We start from the raw sequence: 17,099 nt of genomic DNA on the forward strand, positions 1-17,099 counted from the left end.
AGATTTTTTGGCGCCCGGATCAAGGCTCATGCATCGCTATTCTCGAAGGCGCCAATGCCTTGTGCGATCAGGTTGGTCGCCATCACCAGCGAGACGATTGCCCCGGAATTGAAGACGACGACCCACCATTTTCCGCCGGTCAGGAAGCCATAGCCGTCGGCGACGGCCAGTCCCCAGTCGGCCGATGGCGGCTGAATGCCGAGGCCGAGAAAGCTCAGCGTCGCGATCGAGAAGAACGCGTAGCCCAGCCTTGTGACGAGTTCGATGAGGATCGTTTCCCTGATGTTGGGCAGGATCTCCAGGAACATGATGGCGAGCGGGCCTTCACCGCCAAGCCGCGCGGCGCTGACATAGTCGCGCTGCTTCTGCTCACGCACGGCGGCGCGAACGGTGCGCGCCACCAGCGGCGCGTAGGCGATGCCGATCACCAGGATGACGGTCAGGTTCGACGGGCCGATCGCCACCAGCGTCATGGTGACGAGAACGATGAACGGAAACGCCATCAGCGTATCGAGCAGCCGCGCGCCGATGGCATCAGTGAGGCCCTCGAAATAGCCGAGCACCAGGCCGATGATGCTGCCGGCGGCAACCCCGGCCAGCGTCGCCAGCGGCGCAACCAGCAGGATGTCGCGCGAACCGACGATGATGCGGGACAGCACATCGCGGCCGAGCTGATCGGTCCCGAACCAGTGCAGCGCATCGGGCGGCGTCAGCGTCGCCAGGAAATCCTCGGCATAGGGATCGTAGGGAACGAAGAGGTTGCCTGCTATGGCGCAAGCGACCCAGAACAAAAGCAGCAGCAATCCGACCACGACCGACGGCGGCAATCCGGCGAAAGCACTGCGAATCCGGCGCACTGCCGAAAAGCCCGCCACGGCGCGCTGCAGTGCGGGAAACTCGGCCAGATCCGTCATGGCGAGGTCCGGCGGCGTTGCCGCGGATCGAGCAGCGCCAGCAAGAGGTCGCCGGCCGCCGCCGACAGCACGAAGATGGCCGCCATCACCAATACGCCTGCCTCCAGCATCGGGAAATCACGGGCCTTGGCCGCGTTCAGGACCAGATTGCCAAGTCCCTGGATGCCGAACAACGCCTCGATCACCACCAGCCCACCCAGCATGTATCCGGTCTGCGTCGCCAGCACCGCGACGGTCGGCGTCAGCGCATTGCGCAGCACGTGCCGAAAGATGATCTCGCGCCGCTCGAGCCCTTTCAGGACGGCGGTGCGCGTGTAATCGGCGGCGATCGCCTCGATCACGCCTGCTCGCGTCATCCGGGCGATATAGCCGGAAAGGTTCAGCACCAGCGGCAGCGCCGGCAGGATCAGATAATAGCCATGCGTCCAGAAGCCCGCGCCATCGGGCGCAACTCCGGAGATCGGGAACCAGTTCAGCCACAGGCCGAAAACGATGAGCAGCATCAGGCCGGAAACGAAATCAGGCACAATGCCGAAGGAGACGCCCGCCATCACGATCAGCCGGTCGATGAGGCGGCCCGCATTGAGACCGGCGATGACGCCGGCACCAACGCCGAGCGGAACGAGGAAGAGCAAAATAATCCCGGCAAGCGCCGCGGAGCGCTTGAGGCTTTCCAGCACGAAGGGCGCCACCGGCCCGCGCATCGACAGCGAGGTGCCGAAGTCACCGGTGACCGCTTTGCTGAACCAGAGCCAATACTGGACGAGAACCGGCTGGTCGGCGCCTAGCCGCTTGTTCAGTTCCGCCACCGCTTGCGCGTCGGCAAAAGGCCCGAGCATGACACGGCCCACATCGCCGGGCAGGACCTGCCCGGCGAAGAACACCAGAATGCTGACCAGCCACAGGGTGAGGACAAGTGTGCCCACACGCGCTGACAGAATGCGACCGGTCAGCATGTCGCGATCATGCCTGGACGAAGGAAACGCGGTCGAGCAGGAGATGCGAAATCGCGGTGAAGCGCACGCCCTCGACCTTGGAGCTGACGATGCGGCTGTATTGCGAGAAGTAGCTGATGATCGCCGGCGTCTCGTCGAGCAGCAAGGTCTGGATCTTGCGGGCAACAAGGCGCTGTGCCTGCAGGTCGCGCGCCTTCGAGTAGTCAAGCAGCAGCGCGTCATAGGCCGGGTTGTTGAAATGTGCCGCGTTCCAAGCTCCCGAACTCTTTAGCGTGGCGTTGAGGAAGATGTCGGGCGTGCCGCGGTGGCCATAGTCGGTGATGCCGAGCACCGAATCCAGCCATGGCGAACTGCCGAACGTCGCCGAGCCGTAATAGGCGTCCTGCGGCAGGACATTGAGCTTGACGTCGATGCGGGCCTTCTTGGCGAAGTTCTGGATGATGACCGCATAGTCGGGAATGTCATAGGCGCGTTCGGTGGTCAGCGTCACCTCGAAGCCGTTGGGCACGCCCGCCTCGCCAAGCAGCCGCTTGGCCTCGGCAATGTCCTGCTTGCGCTGCGGCACCGATGGATCGGCCGAGGGGAAGATCGGCGCGAACGGCGTGTCGTTGCCGACGATGGCGCGGCGCTTGAGCAGGCCCTTGACCACAGCCTCTCGGTCGATCGTGAGCGCCAGCGCGCGGCGGATGCGCTTGTCGGTAAACGGCGCCTGGTCGGTCCTGAGATGCACCTGGTCGTGCGAGCTCGCCTGCACGCTCAGCAGCTTGAAGTTGGGATTGCCCTCGATCGCCAGCTCCAGCCGCGTCGTGCTCGGGATGACGTCGAGCTGGCCGGCCTGCAAAGCCAGCACCTGTGCCTGCTCGTCGTCGAAGAACTTGATCTCGATCCGGTCGGGCAGCGCCTTGTCGCCCCAGTAATTCTCATTGCGCACGAAGCTGGCGCCTTGCTTGGGGCGGAAGGATTCGAGCTTGAACGGACCGGTGCCGTTAAAAGTCTTCTCGAAATCACCGGCATAGTCGGCAGGCAGGATGACGGCATTGTAGACGTCGGAGGAGACATAGAACGGGAAGTTGCTGTTCGGACCGTCGAGATCGAAGGCGACGGTTTCGTCGTCGACCAGCTTGGCGCCGCCCTTGGAAAGGATGCCCTTGTAGGCGGACAACGCCGACGAGCCGCTGGCCGGATCGACCAGCCGCTCGAAGCTCGCCACAACGTCTTTGGCGGTGACCGCGCGGCCATCGTGGAATTTTACCCCTTGCCGCAATTTGAAGGTCCAGCGGCTGGCTGTCTCGTTGGCCTCCCAGGACAGAGCCAGCTTCGGCTGCAGACCATCCTTCGGATCGTCGAGGATCAGATACTCGCCGACCTGGCTGATCACCCCGATGCTGGCCGGATCGGTGACCGAAACCGGATCGATCGCCTTGGTCGGCTGGCCGAGCCCGACGCGAACCGTGCCGCCGCCGGCAGCCGCGGCGCGCGCGCCTCCCAATCCCTGCGAGGCGGCAAAGCCGGTCAGGCCGAGCAGTGCGGCATATCTGAGGAGATCGCGGCGCTTGAGAAAGCCGCCCTGATGTTCGTCGACGGCGACATTCCAGATGTCCCCCGACAGATTGCGAACTGCGTCGATATCTCTGCGTCTGGTCATTTTGAAACCCCTGCTTTGAAATGAAGATTGAAAATCTATGCGACGGGCTCGCCGTCGAGATGGATGCGTTCGACGGCCTGCGGATAGAAGGCGATGAGGCCCTTGATCTTCGGCATTTCCTCAATGGGATCCCGGTAGCTCCAGGCGATATCAGGGCGCACTGAACCGTCGCTCAGCAGGCCGGACCAGTAAGAGGCGATGCCCTTGTAGGGACATCGCGTCGTGGTGACGGACGCTGTCAGCCGCTCCAGCCGGATGTCTTCCGCGGGCAGATAAAAACGCGTCGGCAGATGCGTCTCGAACAGCAGCACCGGGCGGTGGCTGTCGGCGATCGGCTCGCCGTCGAACCAGATCTGCAAATGGCTCGAGCTTTGCAGAACATCGATGCGTGCATAGGGATCGCGGGCGTGGACGAAGACTTCCTCTTCCTCCTCGAACCACTGGTCGACGGCCTTCCAGGTGAATGCAATGCGGCCGGCCAGCGGCGCCAGGTTTTCATCCGGCGGCGACACGAACGACCACGCCGCGTTGGCGCTGCGCCTGTCGCCGCTGTCGATATCCCAATAGGCGGTCTCGCCACCGACCGGATGCGGCTCGCGATGCAGCGAAGGTTTCAGCACCGATGGGTCGACCGCTGACGGCGGGAAGAAATAGATCGGCAGGAAATGGTTGGAGCGCAGCACCAGCACGTTGCGGCTGTCGGCGATGGTGCGGCCGCCGAATTTGACGCGCACACGCTTGGGGCTGTGCAGGACATTGACGAGCTGCGGCGCGGTCGCTTCGCGTGGCTGCAATCTTGGTGCGACGGTCATGATCGTTCTTCCGGTCAGGACACGGCACGCGCATTGTCGCGCTGCTCGGCGAAGCGGTTGGCGGGCCGCGCCAGGCCGAAACGGTCGCGCAGCGTTCCCGGCCCGTATTCGGTCGGGAAGACGCCGCGCCGCTGCAGCTCCGGCACCACCTGTTCGGCAAAATTCACCCAGTCTTCTGGCAGCAGCGGGAACATCAGGTTGAAGCCGTCAGCGGCACCCGAAACGAACCAGTCCTGCAACTGGTCCGCGATCTGTACCGGCGTGCCGGCAACCGTCGGCACCGAACCGCTGTTGGCGAGCTTGCGCGCGATCTCGCGCAGGCTGAGATTCTGCTTCGCCCACTGCTTGACCCGGTTGAGCGATGTGCGCCCGCCATTGAACGTGCTTTCGTCCGGCAGCGGCGGCAGCGGCCCGTCCGGCGGGAACAGCGACAGGTCCAACCCGCTCCAGCTCGACAGAAGGTCGATGCCGACCTGATCCGGCAGCAAGGTCTGCAGGTATTCCTGCTTTTCCCGGCCTTCCGCTTCGGAGGCGGCGACGATCGGCAGGATGCCGGGCAGGATCTTGAAGCTCTCCGGCCGCCTGCCGTGGCGGGCCAGCCGCTCGTTGATGTCCTGACGGTATTTGACGCCATCCTGCTTGGTGCTGTAGATGGCGAAGTGCGCATCGGCCTGGGCGGTGGCGAAGTTCTTGCCATCTTCGGACGAGCCGGCCTGGACGATTAGCGGATGGCCTTGCGGCGGCCGCGAGACGTTGAGCGGCCCACGCACCTTGAAGTGCTTGCCCTTGTGATCGATGGGATGGACCTTGTCGGGGTCGGCGAAATGGCCTGACGCCTTGTCGATCAGCAGCGCCTCGTCTTCCCAGCTGTCCCACAGCGCCTTGACGATATCGAGGAATTCGGCCGCGCGTTCATAGCGGAAAGCATGTTCGATATTGCCGTCGCGGCCGAAATTGCGCGCCTCCTCATCCATGGCCGAGGTGACGACGTTCCAAGACGCCCTGCCCTTGCTGATATGGTCGAGCGAGGCGAACATGCGCGCCACATTGTACGGCTCGCTGTAGGAACTCGACGCCGTGGTGATCAGGCCGATATGCTTGGTCACGCTAGCCAGCGCCGATAGCAGCGTCAGCGGTTCGAGGCGGGCATTGGCGTAATGGGCGACGCCGCTCTTGACTGAATCCCAGATCGACACGTGGTCGGCGACGAAGATGGTGTCGATCCTGGCGCGTTCGGCCGCCTGCACGAGATCGCGGTAGAATTCGAAATCCAGCACCTCCCGCCCCGGCGCCCTCGGGTGGCGCCACGACATCCGATGATCGCCCTGCGGGTTGAAGAAGAATGCGCTGAGGATCATGTGGTCTCGAGCCATGCCGGGCCTCCTTCCAGATCTGCTCCGGAGACCGTCGCGCTGCCTCGGCAGACAGCGACAATCTCTGCTGATGCGAGAAAGGTAGATTGCGCTCCGGCTTAATTCGAGTAATTTTATAGAGATAATGCATTTCGAAAGCGGAAGCGATTGCCCTCGATGGCGGCGCTGGAAGAAAGTGGTTTCAAGTCCCCATGTCCTCCCCGGTTCTGAACGTAGACCAGCTGTCCGTGGCCTATGACGGGCGCAAGGGATCGCATCCCGCCGTCAGCGGCGTGTCACTGCACATCGGCGAAGGCGAAGCGCTCGGCCTGGTTGGCGAGTCAGGATCGGGCAAAAGCTCGGTGGCGCTCGCCATATTGCGCTATCTGCCGAAAAACGCCCGCATCGCTGCGTCGGCGCTGGAATTCCACGGCCGCGAAATCCGCGACCTTTCCGCCGAGCAGCTGCGCCGGCTCAGGGGAAATCATATCGCCGCCGTCTACCAGCATCCCGGTGCTGCCCTCAATCCAAGCATGACGATCGGCCGCCAGATCACCGAGACGGTCATGCGGCATCGCCCGGTTCGCCTCGAAGAGGCGCGCGGGCGCGCCGCCGAACTGCTGGGCCGCGTCCGGGTCAGCCATCCGGAGCGGGTGCTGGATCTCTATCCGCACGAACTCTCCGGCGGCATGCAGCAGCGCGCCAACATCGCCATTGCCATTGCGCTCGACCCATCGCTGCTGGTGCTGGATGAGCCGACGACGGCGCTCGACGCCAGCGTCCAGTCCGAGATCATCGCCATCCTCTCCGACTTACGCAAGGATCACAAAACCAGCATCCTGCTGATCAGCCACGACATCAATATGATCCGCCGCTCCTGCGACCGGGTGGCAGTGATGCAGGCGGGAACCGTGGTCGAAAGCGGCGTTGCGAGCGATGTCTTCGACAACCCCTCTCACGCCTACACCAAGGCGCTCATCGCCTCGATCCCGGCGCTCAACTACACCAAGCGGGACGGAAGACTGGCGGAGACGGACGGCGTGCCAGCGCACCCAACAGCCCAAGGCGAAGACGCCGGCCTGCCAAAAGAACGCCGCATCGCGATCGCCTGCAAAGGCATCAGTCATGCCTTCGGCAGCCAGCCAGTGCTGCACCACGTCGATCTCGACATCGGCCAGGGCGAGACCTTCGGGCTGATCGGCGAGTCCGGTTCTGGCAAGTCGACCCTGGCACGGATCGTCACCGGCCTGCAGACGCCAAGCGCCGGATCGGTCGAACTGTTCGGCAGGACGGTCGCGCCGCGCGTCGAGAAGAGAAACCTTGCCGAACGCCGCGACGTGCAGATGGTCTTCCAGTCGCCGGATCGCACGCTCAATCCGCGCCAGCGGATCGGCACGATCCTAGGCCGCCCGCTGCGCAGGCTCGCCGGCCTGCGCCGCAGCGAGGTGAGAGCCCGCGTCGGCGACCTGCTGCAATCGGTTCGCCTCGCCGGCGCCACGGCCGAGCAGAAATCGCGTTCGCTGTCCGGCGGCCAGCGGCAGCGGGCGGCAATCGCGCGCGCCTTCGCCGGCGTGCCGAAGGTCGTCGTGCTCGATGAACCGACCTCCGCGCTCGACGTCTCCGTCCAGGCGACCGTTCTCAACCTGCTCAACGACCTGCAGCGCGACAAGGACACGACCTATCTGTTCATCAGCCACGACCTCAGGGTGGTGCGCTACATGGCCGACAGGATCGGCGTGCTCTATCGCGGACGCCTGGTCGAAACCGGCACATCCGACCAGATCTTTCGCGGCCCCAACCACCCCTATACGGCCCTGCTTTTGGCTGCGTCCTCCGACGAAGCTGCGCCGAGACTATCCGCTCCAATCGAGATCGAGGCAGCCGGTGTCCCGAATACGGGGTGCTCCTTCGCCGACCGCTGCCCGCTGGTCCTGCCCGACTGCCGAAAGGCGGAGCCGCCGGCCCGAGAGACCGCGGCAGGGCATCTGATCGCCTGCTGGCGGCACGGCAAGGGTGTCTGAGCGCCCGAAGGTCCGCAGCAGTGGCAGGGTTTTAGCGGCAAGCAGATCGTCGATGTCTGGAACCTCTCCGACGGCTGCTGCGGAGTTCCTGCCGCCGTGGTTGGGCCGCTTCCTCGCATACAAGTACATTCATTTGTGCTAATATATAACTGTCATGCACATTCGTTCGTGACGAAGACGTGGGAGGATGCAATGAAAACCATGAATCGCAGGTCTGCAATTGCTCTCGGTGTGACGGCTGCCGCGATAACGCCTCTGTTCACCCTGGCGGCATCAGCGAAGAAATACGGCCCGAAGGAAGGCAAGGAGATTGCGCCCGGTGTCAGGGTGGTTGAGGTCAGCACCGGCAACTCCGACATTCCCGCCTACAAGAGCATCGCAATTGTCGACGTGGTATTTCAGCCCGGCGCACACGCGCCTCAGATGGTGATGGACAACGATATGGTCTGCACCATTGCTTCAGGTGCGTTCACGATCAAGAAGGCCGACAAGGAATTCAAGCTCAAGACGGGTGACATGTACACCTGCGCCAAAGGCAAGACCGACGAGGCGACAAATACAAGCAAGGAGGTCGGCGTGCATCGGATCGCCATCCTGATACCTGCCTAGCAAACCGGATTCCGGCCGGATGGGAGGTCGCATGCCGTCCGGCCGGCGCTTGCGTACAGCTAAGTGCTGGCCTCGTCCGGCCAACGCCCTTCGGCAAGATCGGCAGGATTCCGCCGCTGGTGCCAGCCGGGTCACAGCCGCATGTTCGCTTTCCTTCAGGCACAGTGCGATGCCGGCATTGGCTCTTGAAGGGCCAAGCCAGACCCGCGTAACATAGCGCCAAGTCAACCGCTCACATTGAGTCTGCTTTATTAGTCCGGACTAACGTCCGGATTGGTTTGGATATTTTCCTTGAACACGCAAGCAACCAGCAGCGCGCCGGAGCGCGGCAAATCGTTTGCTCACGTCGCGGAAGCGTCCTGGGGCAAGGGCCTCAGCACCTTGCTTCGCATCGTGCGCATGACACTGCGCCATCCCTGGCAGGTCGCCATCACCATCGTCTCGACCTTCATTGCCGCGACGCTGCAGCTTTTCATTCCACGCCTGCTGGGACGCGCCATCGACCAGGCGCAAGGTGTGATGGCCGCGGGTGCCGGCGCTGCGGCGGAACACGCGCTGTGGAACACGGCGCTGACGCTGCTCGTCGTCTCGATCCTGCGCGGCCTCTTCACCATGGCGCAGAACTACTATGGCGAGGCCGTCGGTCATCGCACCGGCTATGAACTGCGGCTCGCCTTCTACGAGAAGATCCAGCGCCTGAGCTTCGCCTACCACGACAGGGTCCACACCGGCGATTTGATCACGCTCGGCCTGCTCGATCTCGACGGCGTGCGCATGTTCTTCTCCACCGGCATCCTGCGCGTCGTCCTGCTCGGCGTGCTGATCGGCGTCGGCGCCTATCTCCTGATCAGCACCGATCTCATGCTCGGGCTGCTCAGCCTGAGCTTCGTGCCGTTCGTTGCCTGGCGGTCCTCGGTCACCCAGCTCAAACTGCGCAGCACCTGGCTGACGTTGCAGGAGCGGTTGTCTGTGCTGAGCCGGGTGATGGATGAGAACCTCGGCGGCATCCGCGTCGTGCGGGCCTTTGCGGCACAGCGGCATGAGCTCGACAAATTCGACCGCGCCAAGCTGTCGGCGCTGGAGCTTGCCAATCGGCGCGTCGACATCCGCGTCTCCAACACCAGCGCCATGAATTTTTCCTTCCTGGTCGCCATGGGGCTGGTGCTCTGGTTCGGCGGCCAGAAGGTGATCGCGGGTCAGATCAGCGTCGGCACGCTCGCCCAGTTCCTTACCTTCATGACCATCCTGCAGATGCCGGTGCGCCAGCTCGGGCTGATGGTCAATTCCTTCGCGCGCGCCTCGACCTGCGGCAGCCGGCTATTCGAACTGCTCGACGCCGAACTCGACATCGAGGACGCGCCCGGCGCCAAGGATCTCGTCGTCACCGATGGCGTGCTGCGCTTCCACAATGTCGGCTTCCGCTACGAGGGCGCGGGCGACCGGCCGACTCTGTCGGGCATCTCCTTCGAGGCGAGGTCCGGCGAGACCATCGGCATCGTCGGTCCGCCGGGTAGCGGCAAGTCGACCATCGCGCACCTGATCCCGCGCTTCTACGACGTCACCTCAGGTGCGATTACCATCGATGGCCAGGACATCCGTGACGCGACGCTGCAATCGTTGCGCAAGGCGGTCGGCGTCGTGCAGCAGGACGCGTTCCTGTTCACCACCTCGATCGAGAACAACATCGCCTACGGCAATCCCTGGGCGCGCGAGACCCGCATCGGGCAGGCAGCCGAGTACGCCCAATTGCACAATTACATCATGGGCCTCCCAGCCGGTTACACCACAGTCGTCGGCGAGCGCGGCGCGTCGCTTTCCGGTGGCCAGCGGCAGCGCCTGACCATCGCCCGCAGCCTGATGCTGCGGCCGTCCGTGCTGGTCTTCGATGATTCCACCGCGGCCATCGACGCCGGCACCGAACAGCGGATCCGGGCAGCGATGAAACGCTTCGCCAGGGATCGCGTGACACTCATCATCTCGCACCGGCTGAGTTCGCTGATGCATGCCGACCAGATCCTGTTCGTCGAGGGCGGCCGGATCGTCGAGCGCGGCACGCATGAGGAGTTGCTGGCGCTCGGTGGACGCTACCGCGCGCTCCATGACCTGCAGTTGCGGCCGGACGATGAGCGGCCCGTGGCGGGAGCCGCGTGATGCAGACACCGGCCGACGACGAGAAGGAAGACACCAGCGGGCCACCGACAAAGGCGGTCGTGGGCTCGCACCGCGACGACGAAGAGGTCTTCGGCAAAGCTTATGACCCGCGCATCGTGCGGCGTATCTGGAGCTTCGTGAGGCCGTATCAGAACCGGATTTTCATCTCACTCGCCGCGGTGCTGGTGTTCACGCTGACGCAACTGGCGATCCCGCTGGTCATCCGCTACGCCATCGACCACGGCATGACGGCTGGCAAGCTCGACCAATCGGTAATGATCGCCGCGATCAGCGCTTTCGCCGTGATCATCCTGATCAACTATGCCGCCAGCTATGTGCAGGAAAGCGTCGTCGGCAAGGTGGCCGAAAACGTGCTGTCGGACCTGCGCCGCGCCATGTTCAGCCATCTGCAACGGGTCTCGCTGAGCTTCATGGACAAGACCGAGGTCGGGCGGCTGATGTCGCGCCTGCAGGGCGACGTCAATTCGATGCAGGAATTCCTCGAAACATCGGTGATGTCGGTAGGCGACATCGTGCTGTTGTTCGGCATTGTCAGCGTGCTTTTGTGGCTCGATTTCCGACTGGGCCTGCTGACGCTGTCGACCATGCCGGTGCTGTTCATCGTGCGCCTTTTCTGGCTGCCGCGCGCCAAGGTCGCCTTCATGGCCGCGCACGAAACCAACTCGATCGCCAACGGCGCACTGGCCGAAGGCATCCATGGCGTGCGCACGGTGCAGAGCCTCGAGCGCCAGCACGTCAATTTCGACCTCTACGACGAAAAGGTGCTGGCCAACCTCAATGCCCATTTGAGGTCGGCGAAATACGCGCAGGTAATGGTGCCGATCGTCGACACGCTGACCGGCATCGCCATGGCAACTGTCATCGTCGTCGGCGGGTCGATGGTGCTCTCGCACAGCCTCGACATCGGCGTCATGGTGGCGTTCCTGTTCTACATCCAGCGCTTCTTCGACCCGATCCGCTCGCTGACCATGCAATACAGCGTCATGCAGCGCGCCATGGCTTCGGGCCAGCGCATCTCCGAAGTGCTCGACGTGCCGGTCGACGTCAGCGACAGGCACGGTGCCGTGGCGCTGTCGCGCGACATGGACGGCTCGGTCGAGTTCAGGAACGTCACCTTCGGCTATAGGCCGAACCAGCCGGTGCTGAAGAACATCTCCTTCCGCGTCAACCCGGGCGAGACCGTAGCGCTTGTTGGCCCGACCGGGTCGGGCAAGTCGAGCTCCATGGCGCTGGTGCACCGCTTCTACGATGTCTGGTCGGGCGAGGTTCTGGTCGGCGACCATGATGTGCGTGACCTGACCCAGGATTCGCTCGGCGATCAGGTCGCCATGGTGCTGCAGGAGCCGTTCCTGTTTTCCGGCTCGGTGCTGGAAAACATCCGCTACCACAAGACATCAGCCAGCCGCGAGGAGGTGGTCCGCGCCGCACAAGCCGTCGGCGCGCACGATTTCATCGAGAACCTGCCAGATGGCTACGATACCGAACTCGAGCAGCGCGGCGGCAATCTCTCGCTGGGCCAGCGCCAGCTGATCAGCTTTGCGCGCGCGCTGGTGGCGGATGCAAAGATCCTGGTGCTCGACGAAGCCACGGCCAGCATCGATTCCTACACCGAGATGCTGATCCAGAAGGCGCTGATCACGCTGCTGGAAGGCCGCACCGGGCTGGTCATCGCCCACCGTCTGGCCACTATCCGCGGCGCCGACCGCATCATCGTGCTGCAGAACGGCGAGATCGTCGAAAGCGGCAACCACGAACAGCTGATGGCAAGAAAAGGCCTCTACGCCCGCCTCTACAACATGAACTACGCCTCGTTCGACGACATTTCCGAAGGCGAGCTGGAACTGGACGCGGCAGTCGGCAAGGCGACGTGATTGGGCCTGCAAACGACCGCAGGCGCCTAGGCCATTTCCGGGCGTCTTGACCCCTCGCGGATGGCCTTGTGCACGCCGCGTTGCAGATCCATGAATACAGGGCTTTCCATCACCTCTTCGCGGCGCGGGCGCTCGATATCCACGTTGAATGTCTGCGTGATACGTCCCGGGCCGATGCCCATGACGACGATGCGGTCCGACAGATAGACGGCCTCCTCCACATCATGGGTGACAAACAGGACGGTCAACCTGTGTTCCTCCCAGATCTGGGTGAGCAGTTCCTGCATCTGATGCCGGGTCAAGGCATCGAGCGCGCCGAAGGGCTCGTCCATCAACAGCATCTTGGGCCGGTAGGAAAGCGCGCGCGCAATGGCGACGCGTTGTTTCATGCCGCCCGAGAGTTCGGCTGGATAGCGGTCCGCACTACCAGACAGCTTGACGAGTTCGAGATGCTCCAGCGCGATCCTGCGGCAGGTCGGGCGATCGTAACCAGCGGCCTTGAGCGCAAACTCGATGTTCTGCCGCGCCGTCAGCCAGGGAAGCAGCGTGTAGGACTGAAAGACGACGCCACGGTCGAGACCAGGCTGCAGGATCGGCGCGCCATCGATGCTGAGATCGCCCGCGTCGAAGTCCTGCAGTCCGGCCACGATCGACAGCAGCGTGCTCTTGCCGCAGCCCGACGTGCCGACCAGGGAGACGAACTCGTTGTCGGCAAGATCGAGGTTGATATCGCGCAGCACTTCCGTGCGCCGTTCGCCCGTGCCGAAGCTCTTGTGGAGACCGGCGATCCGCAATTTGGGGCTCATCGGCTGGACCTCATTGCGAGCGGCCCTCTTGCTTGAACAGCACCTTTTCCAGCGCCTTCATCACCTGGTCGGTGATGAGGCCGAGCAGGCCGAGCAGCAGGATGTAGCCGATGATGGTGTTGGTCTGGAAATAGCGCTGGGACACGGTGATGCGATAGCCGAGCCCCGAAGTGGCGGCGACGAGTTCGGCCAGCACCAGCCAGGTCCATGCCCAGCCCAAGCTGATGCGCAGCGTATCCCAGATGCCCGGCAAGGCGCTGGGCACGACGATGCGCGTCAGGATCTTGCGATCCGGCAGGCCTAGCGTGCGCCCAAGGCCGATGAAATCGGCTGGAACCCGTTTTACATTGTCCATGATCATCAGCACCTGCTGGAAGAACGTGCCGATGAAGATGATCAGGAATTTCTGCGAATCGCCGGTGCCAGCCCAAAGGATGGAGAGCGGCACGAAAGCGACGACCGGCATGTAGCGGATGAAATCCACCAGCGGCTCGATGGCCGCTTCCCAGGAACGGAAACTGCCAATCAGCACGCCGATCGGTATCGACAGGGCCGAGGCGATGAGGAAGCCGATGGAGATACGGTACATCGAGGCTTTGAGGTCCAGCCACAACGTGCCGTCGGCCGCGAGCTTGGCGATCTGCATAGCGACGCTGCCCGGCGATGGCAGGAAGATCGGCTTTACCAATCCCAGTCCGGTCGCCGCCCACCAGGCAAGGCCGAGCCCGACGAACACGGCCACCGCGATCACCAGGAAGCGCGACCTGGCGATGGGCACGCCGATGCCGGAGGATCGGCGACGCCTCGCCTGTTTCGTGGGACGAGCCGGATCCGTTTGAGCGGGACGCTCCCCGGGCATCTGCGTCACCACCGCGATCCGGCCTTGGTCATTCCGCCGCCTTGACGAACGACGGGTCGATCATCTGCTCCGGCGTCACATCGGCCTGCAGCAGCTTGGCGTTCTTGGCGGCGGCTTCGACATCGGCGAAGGTCTTGGTGGTGAAATCACCGGTCAGCGCCGCCTTGTTTTCGGCGAGTGAGTAGTAACGCACGCCGTCAAAGGCGGTGTTGAGGTCCTTGACGTCCGAACCGACAGCCTTGGCGATGATGGCGCGCCCACCGGGCGTATCGGCATTGTAGTCCTTGAGCGCTGCGTCCCAGCTTTTGATCATGGCCAGCACTTGGCCGGGCCGCGACTTGATCACCTCGTCACGCACCACCAGCACGTCGCTGATCAGGCCGGGATCCTCGCCGGCGGTGAACAGCAGCTTGAGGTCCTTGTTCTGCGCCATGGCGACGGTGAGGTACGGTTCATAGGTCACCGCGACCGGCACCTGGCCGGCGATCAAGGCGCTGCCGGCGTCGGACGCAGGCATCGGAACCGGCTTCACATCGTCGATCGACATGCCGTTCCTGGTGAGCGCGTATTTGAGCAGGATGTCGCTCGTCGTGCCTTCCTCGAAGGCCACCTGCTTGCCCTTGAGGTCCGCGATGGAGGTGACGTCCTTGCCAGCGATGATCGCGTCGGCGGTCATGGAGACGTCGAGCAGCAGCACGATCTTCACCGGCAGGCCGGCCGCAACCATGCCCATCGCCGTGTGGGTGGCGATGTTGGCGGCGTCGAGCTGGCCGCTTGCAAGTGCTGCATTGATGTCCTTGTCCTCGGCGAAGTTGACGATCTGGACGTCGCTCAGCCCGTTCGTCTTGAACAGGCCCTTGGCCTCGGCGACATGCCACTGGCCATAGCCGAGCCAGGGCTCGATGCCGATCTTGAACGCTCCTGCCTCGGGCGTGGTGGGAATGGCCGCATCGGCCGCGTAGGCCGCCGGGGCGGCGGCGAGCCCGATGGCGGCGGCCATCACGAGCGCGCGAAATTGTCCTGTTAGGTTACGCATCATCCTTGTTCCCCTTGATGATCGGACCGCTTTTTCTGACTGAGGTAGCCGGTCCGGTGAGACTGCGGGTTTCTGCTCTTGCGGCACTGTGCCTCGGCGTCTTACCTGCCACTTCATGGTGAAGTGCGCGGATATTTCAGCGTCAGCGGGAGCGGATGTCAAGGCTAAAATACATACATGCATATACAAGTTGGAAAGACTCAATTTTTACGCGCTCCGGGATCGATCCGGTCTAGAAAATCGGTCACCCGATCGGTTCCGGCAACAGGTTCGCTGCCGACCATGACCGCCACCGAAAAGGCAATAAGGGAAGAAACCGGCGTGTGGCTGCGTGCGCCGGCGCGCAGGTTCATGACCAGCGTCGGCGACAGGAAGAGACCGGCCCGGAGCACCGCGCGCCAATCGGCCGGCAGCATGCCGCGCCGTTTGAGCTCAAGCAGCAATGGCCGCCACAGCGCTGTGGCCTTGACCTCCAGCAGGTCGCGGCGGACCGGGCTCAGGTCCCAGTCCGTGTCGACATGGAGCAGGTTTCCGTCCAGCCGCGCATGGGCGCGAAAAGCCTCGGTCGCGGTCGCCGGATCATAGAGCCAGAACGGGTGGGCGAAGATGTTGTGGAACGTCGCCTTCACCTCCGCCAGCAGCGTCGGGATATGCGAGCCTGCAAAGGCAGGATCGAAGAAGGACAGCTCCGCCCTCCCCGCCTTCGCCGTGTACCAGACATTGGCGTTGTGGGCGTCGCCATGCGCGACCACGCCGCCTGCATCGGCAAGCCGGTCCGGCCGCAAGCGCACTGCGGCGGCATCGAAAAGCTCACCGACGCTGTCGGTGTACTGCTCGCCATTGATGACGAATTTCAGCCGGGAAAACCGATCCCAATCCAGCTCGGCATCGGGAAAGACGAACGGCTTGCCGACATAGAAATCGGCCAGCCGGCCGCCTGGCGACAAGCGTGTCTCGGCATCGATCAGCCGCTCATGAAACAGCCTGTGGATCGGTTCCGCCGCCACCTCCTCGACGGTTACCGGATGCAGCGTTTCGAGATAGACCTTGAGCAGCCTGGCCGACAGGTCGCGCTCGGCAAGAACGGCTTCTCGCCGTTTGCCGGCATCGTCCTGCGCATCCAGCGCGAACAGCACATCCGAAAACCTCGGATCCGTGCGCCGCCGATAGACAAGGATCTGCTCGCCCGGTTGGGCCGACATATGCACGGGTTGATCAACCGGCAGGCCGGCGCGCGACAGAATCTCGGCGCGGTAATACTCGCCCGTCATCGCCTCTTCCCGCTCCTCCTGATGGAACTTGAAGAAGTAGGCCTTGCCGTCGTCCTCGAAGAAGCCGTTCAACGAATTGAGGCTGTATTTATCGAAGTTGATGCGGACATTGCGGGGGCGCATCGCGAACAGGTCGCCCAGCAATGCCGCCAGCGCGCTTTGTGCTTCGGCAACATCATGCTGCGCGAGTGCCCGGATCCGCGCCGTGCGGCTCGGTGCCGGCGTCATCTGTCGCTCTTGCATTCGACCTGCTTCCGTCAGCTGCTTTTTGAAGGGGAATAGCGGCTGCCGAGCGAGTAGCGGCTGCCGGCATAAGTCAGCTTGCTGATCGTCGCCACCACCGCGCCCGTCCATGTCCGGCGGTGCAGGAAAAGGCAGCAGGCGCCGACATCGATGCCCAGATGCCGCGCCGTCTCGGCATCCGCCGGGATGGCGGAAATGATATGCTCGACCTCGGTCACCGGGGTTTTCTGCATGAGGTAGTCATAGGTCGCCGTCTTCGAAAAATCCTGCTTGTCATAGTCGGGGATAAGGCTCGGATTGACGAAGCGCTCTTCGAGTTGCACCGGCAGATCGTTCTCGAAATTGACGACGACGGAATGATAGATCGAGACGCGCTTTGGAAATTCGAACGACAGCGCCAGCTCTTTTGTCGGCATGATGGTTTCGAGGACGAGGACTTCGGAACGATGTCTGTTGCCGCGCTCGACGATCTCGGCTGCGATGTTGTTGATCTCGATCAGCGTCGACTGTGGCCGCGGTGGCGCGATGAAGG

General features: G+C 63.4%; 14 protein-coding genes. 4 read left to right on the forward strand and 10 right to left on the reverse strand.

Features of this window, described 5'->3' with window-relative positions:
- Positions 1-26 precede the first annotated feature (26 nt).
- Genes EN949_RS02540 through EN949_RS02560 form a run of 5 tightly spaced genes read right to left on the reverse strand, consistent with a single transcriptional unit; the run spans position 27 to position 5,700 of the window.
- Entirely contained in the window at positions 27-914 is an 888-nt protein-coding gene (locus tag EN949_RS02540; RefSeq protein WP_013530497.1) for an ABC transporter permease, read from the reverse strand.
- Positions 911-1,870, reverse strand: coding sequence for an ABC transporter permease (locus tag EN949_RS02545; RefSeq protein WP_013530496.1), 960 nt, complete (start codon positions 1,868-1,870; stop codon positions 911-913). Before EN949_RS02545 ends, EN949_RS02540 begins: the two co-directional genes overlap by 4 nt.
- 7 nt (positions 1,871-1,877) lie before the next feature.
- Complete coding sequence (locus EN949_RS02550; protein ID WP_127367223.1) at positions 1,878-3,515, reverse strand: ABC transporter substrate-binding protein; 1,638 nt, start codon at positions 3,513-3,515, stop codon at positions 1,878-1,880.
- Between the two features lie 35 nt (positions 3,516-3,550).
- Positions 3,551-4,327, reverse strand: coding sequence for a DUF427 domain-containing protein (locus tag EN949_RS02555; RefSeq protein WP_013530494.1), 777 nt, complete (start codon positions 4,325-4,327; stop codon positions 3,551-3,553).
- 14 nt (positions 4,328-4,341) lie between these two features.
- Positions 4,342-5,700, reverse strand: a complete 1,359-nt coding sequence (locus EN949_RS02560) for an LLM class flavin-dependent oxidoreductase (protein ID WP_127370716.1) — start codon at positions 5,698-5,700, stop codon at positions 4,342-4,344.
- A 191-nt stretch (positions 5,701-5,891) separates the two neighbouring features.
- Between EN949_RS02560 and EN949_RS02565 the strand changes: the two genes are divergently transcribed.
- The 4 genes from EN949_RS02565 to EN949_RS02580 all read left to right on the forward strand — a co-directional run bounded on the left by EN949_RS02565 (position 5,892) and on the right by EN949_RS02580 (position 12,352).
- The gene (locus EN949_RS02565) at positions 5,892-7,700 is read left to right on the forward strand and encodes an ABC transporter ATP-binding protein (RefSeq protein WP_127366990.1); all 1,809 of its coding nucleotides are present in this window, start codon (positions 5,892-5,894) and stop codon (positions 7,698-7,700) included.
- 168 nt (positions 7,701-7,868) lie between these two features.
- Complete coding sequence (locus EN949_RS02570) at positions 7,869-8,309, forward strand: hypothetical protein (protein ID WP_245459329.1); 441 nt, start codon at positions 7,869-7,871, stop codon at positions 8,307-8,309.
- Positions 8,310-8,600: 291 nt separating this feature from the next.
- Positions 8,601-10,460 carry an ABC transporter ATP-binding protein gene (locus EN949_RS02575; RefSeq protein WP_127370717.1) on the forward strand — a complete coding sequence of 620 codons (1,860 nt, stop codon included), beginning with the start codon at positions 8,601-8,603 and terminating at the stop codon, positions 10,458-10,460.
- Positions 10,460-12,352 carry an ABC transporter ATP-binding protein gene (locus EN949_RS02580; RefSeq protein ID WP_127367309.1) on the forward strand — a complete coding sequence of 631 codons (1,893 nt, stop codon included), beginning with the start codon at positions 10,460-10,462 and terminating at the stop codon, positions 12,350-12,352. Before EN949_RS02575 ends, EN949_RS02580 begins: the two co-directional genes overlap by 1 nt.
- 26 nt (positions 12,353-12,378) lie before the next feature.
- Here EN949_RS02580 and EN949_RS02585 read toward each other — a convergent pair whose 3' ends face one another.
- The 5 genes from EN949_RS02585 to EN949_RS02605 all read right to left on the reverse strand — a co-directional run.
- The gene (locus EN949_RS02585; protein ID WP_027160902.1) at positions 12,379-13,158 is read right to left on the reverse strand and encodes an ABC transporter ATP-binding protein; all 780 of its coding nucleotides are present in this window, start codon (positions 13,156-13,158) and stop codon (positions 12,379-12,381) included.
- A 10-nt stretch (positions 13,159-13,168) separates the two neighbouring features.
- The gene (locus EN949_RS02590; RefSeq protein WP_027160903.1) at positions 13,169-13,936 is read right to left on the reverse strand and encodes an ABC transporter permease; all 768 of its coding nucleotides are present in this window, start codon (positions 13,934-13,936) and stop codon (positions 13,169-13,171) included.
- Between the two features lie 109 nt (positions 13,937-14,045).
- Positions 14,046-15,056 carry an ABC transporter substrate-binding protein gene (locus EN949_RS02595; protein WP_164745972.1) on the reverse strand — a complete coding sequence of 337 codons (1,011 nt, stop codon included), beginning with the start codon at positions 15,054-15,056 and terminating at the stop codon, positions 14,046-14,048.
- A gap of 197 nt (positions 15,057-15,253) precedes the next feature.
- Positions 15,254-16,552, reverse strand: a complete 1,299-nt coding sequence (locus tag EN949_RS02600) for a hypothetical protein (protein ID WP_164769984.1) — start codon at positions 16,550-16,552, stop codon at positions 15,254-15,256.
- A gap of 29 nt (positions 16,553-16,581) precedes the next feature.
- Positions 16,582-17,099: UTRA domain-containing protein (locus tag EN949_RS02605; RefSeq protein WP_127371625.1), on the reverse strand; the 518-nt coding region annotated here is incomplete at its 5' end.

The organism is Mesorhizobium sp. M7A.F.Ca.US.007.01.2.1 (assembly GCF_003998165.1).
GTDB lineage: Bacteria > Pseudomonadota > Alphaproteobacteria > Rhizobiales > Rhizobiaceae > Mesorhizobium > Mesorhizobium ciceri.

What these genes read in the sequence shown, in the direction of transcription:
- EN949_RS02580 (WP_127367309.1), top strand. Translation starts at nt 10,460, where the DNA reads ATGCAGACACCGGCCGACGACGAGAAGGAAGACACCAGCGGGCCACCG.
- EN949_RS02545 (WP_013530496.1), bottom strand. Translation starts at nt 1,870, where the DNA reads ATGCTGACCGGTCGCATTCTGTCAGCGCGTGTGGGCACACTTGTCCTC.
- EN949_RS02585 (WP_027160902.1), bottom strand. Translation starts at nt 13,158, where the DNA reads ATGAGCCCCAAATTGCGGATCGCCGGTCTCCACAAGAGCTTCGGCACG.
- EN949_RS02565 (WP_127366990.1), top strand. Translation starts at nt 5,892, where the DNA reads ATGTCCTCCCCGGTTCTGAACGTAGACCAGCTGTCCGTGGCCTATGAC.
- EN949_RS02540 (WP_013530497.1), bottom strand. Translation starts at nt 914, where the DNA reads ATGACGGATCTGGCCGAGTTTCCCGCACTGCAGCGCGCCGTGGCGGGC.
- EN949_RS02550 (WP_127367223.1), bottom strand. Translation starts at nt 3,515, where the DNA reads ATGACCAGACGCAGAGATATCGACGCAGTTCGCAATCTGTCGGGGGAC.
- EN949_RS02595 (WP_164745972.1), bottom strand. Translation starts at nt 15,056, where the DNA reads ATGATGCGTAACCTAACAGGACAATTTCGCGCGCTCGTGATGGCCGCC.
- EN949_RS02600 (WP_164769984.1), bottom strand. Translation starts at nt 16,552, where the DNA reads ATGACGCCGGCACCGAGCCGCACGGCGCGGATCCGGGCACTCGCGCAG.
- EN949_RS02555 (WP_013530494.1), bottom strand. Translation starts at nt 4,327, where the DNA reads ATGACCGTCGCACCAAGATTGCAGCCACGCGAAGCGACCGCGCCGCAG.
- EN949_RS02560 (WP_127370716.1), bottom strand. Translation starts at nt 5,700, where the DNA reads ATGGCTCGAGACCACATGATCCTCAGCGCATTCTTCTTCAACCCGCAG.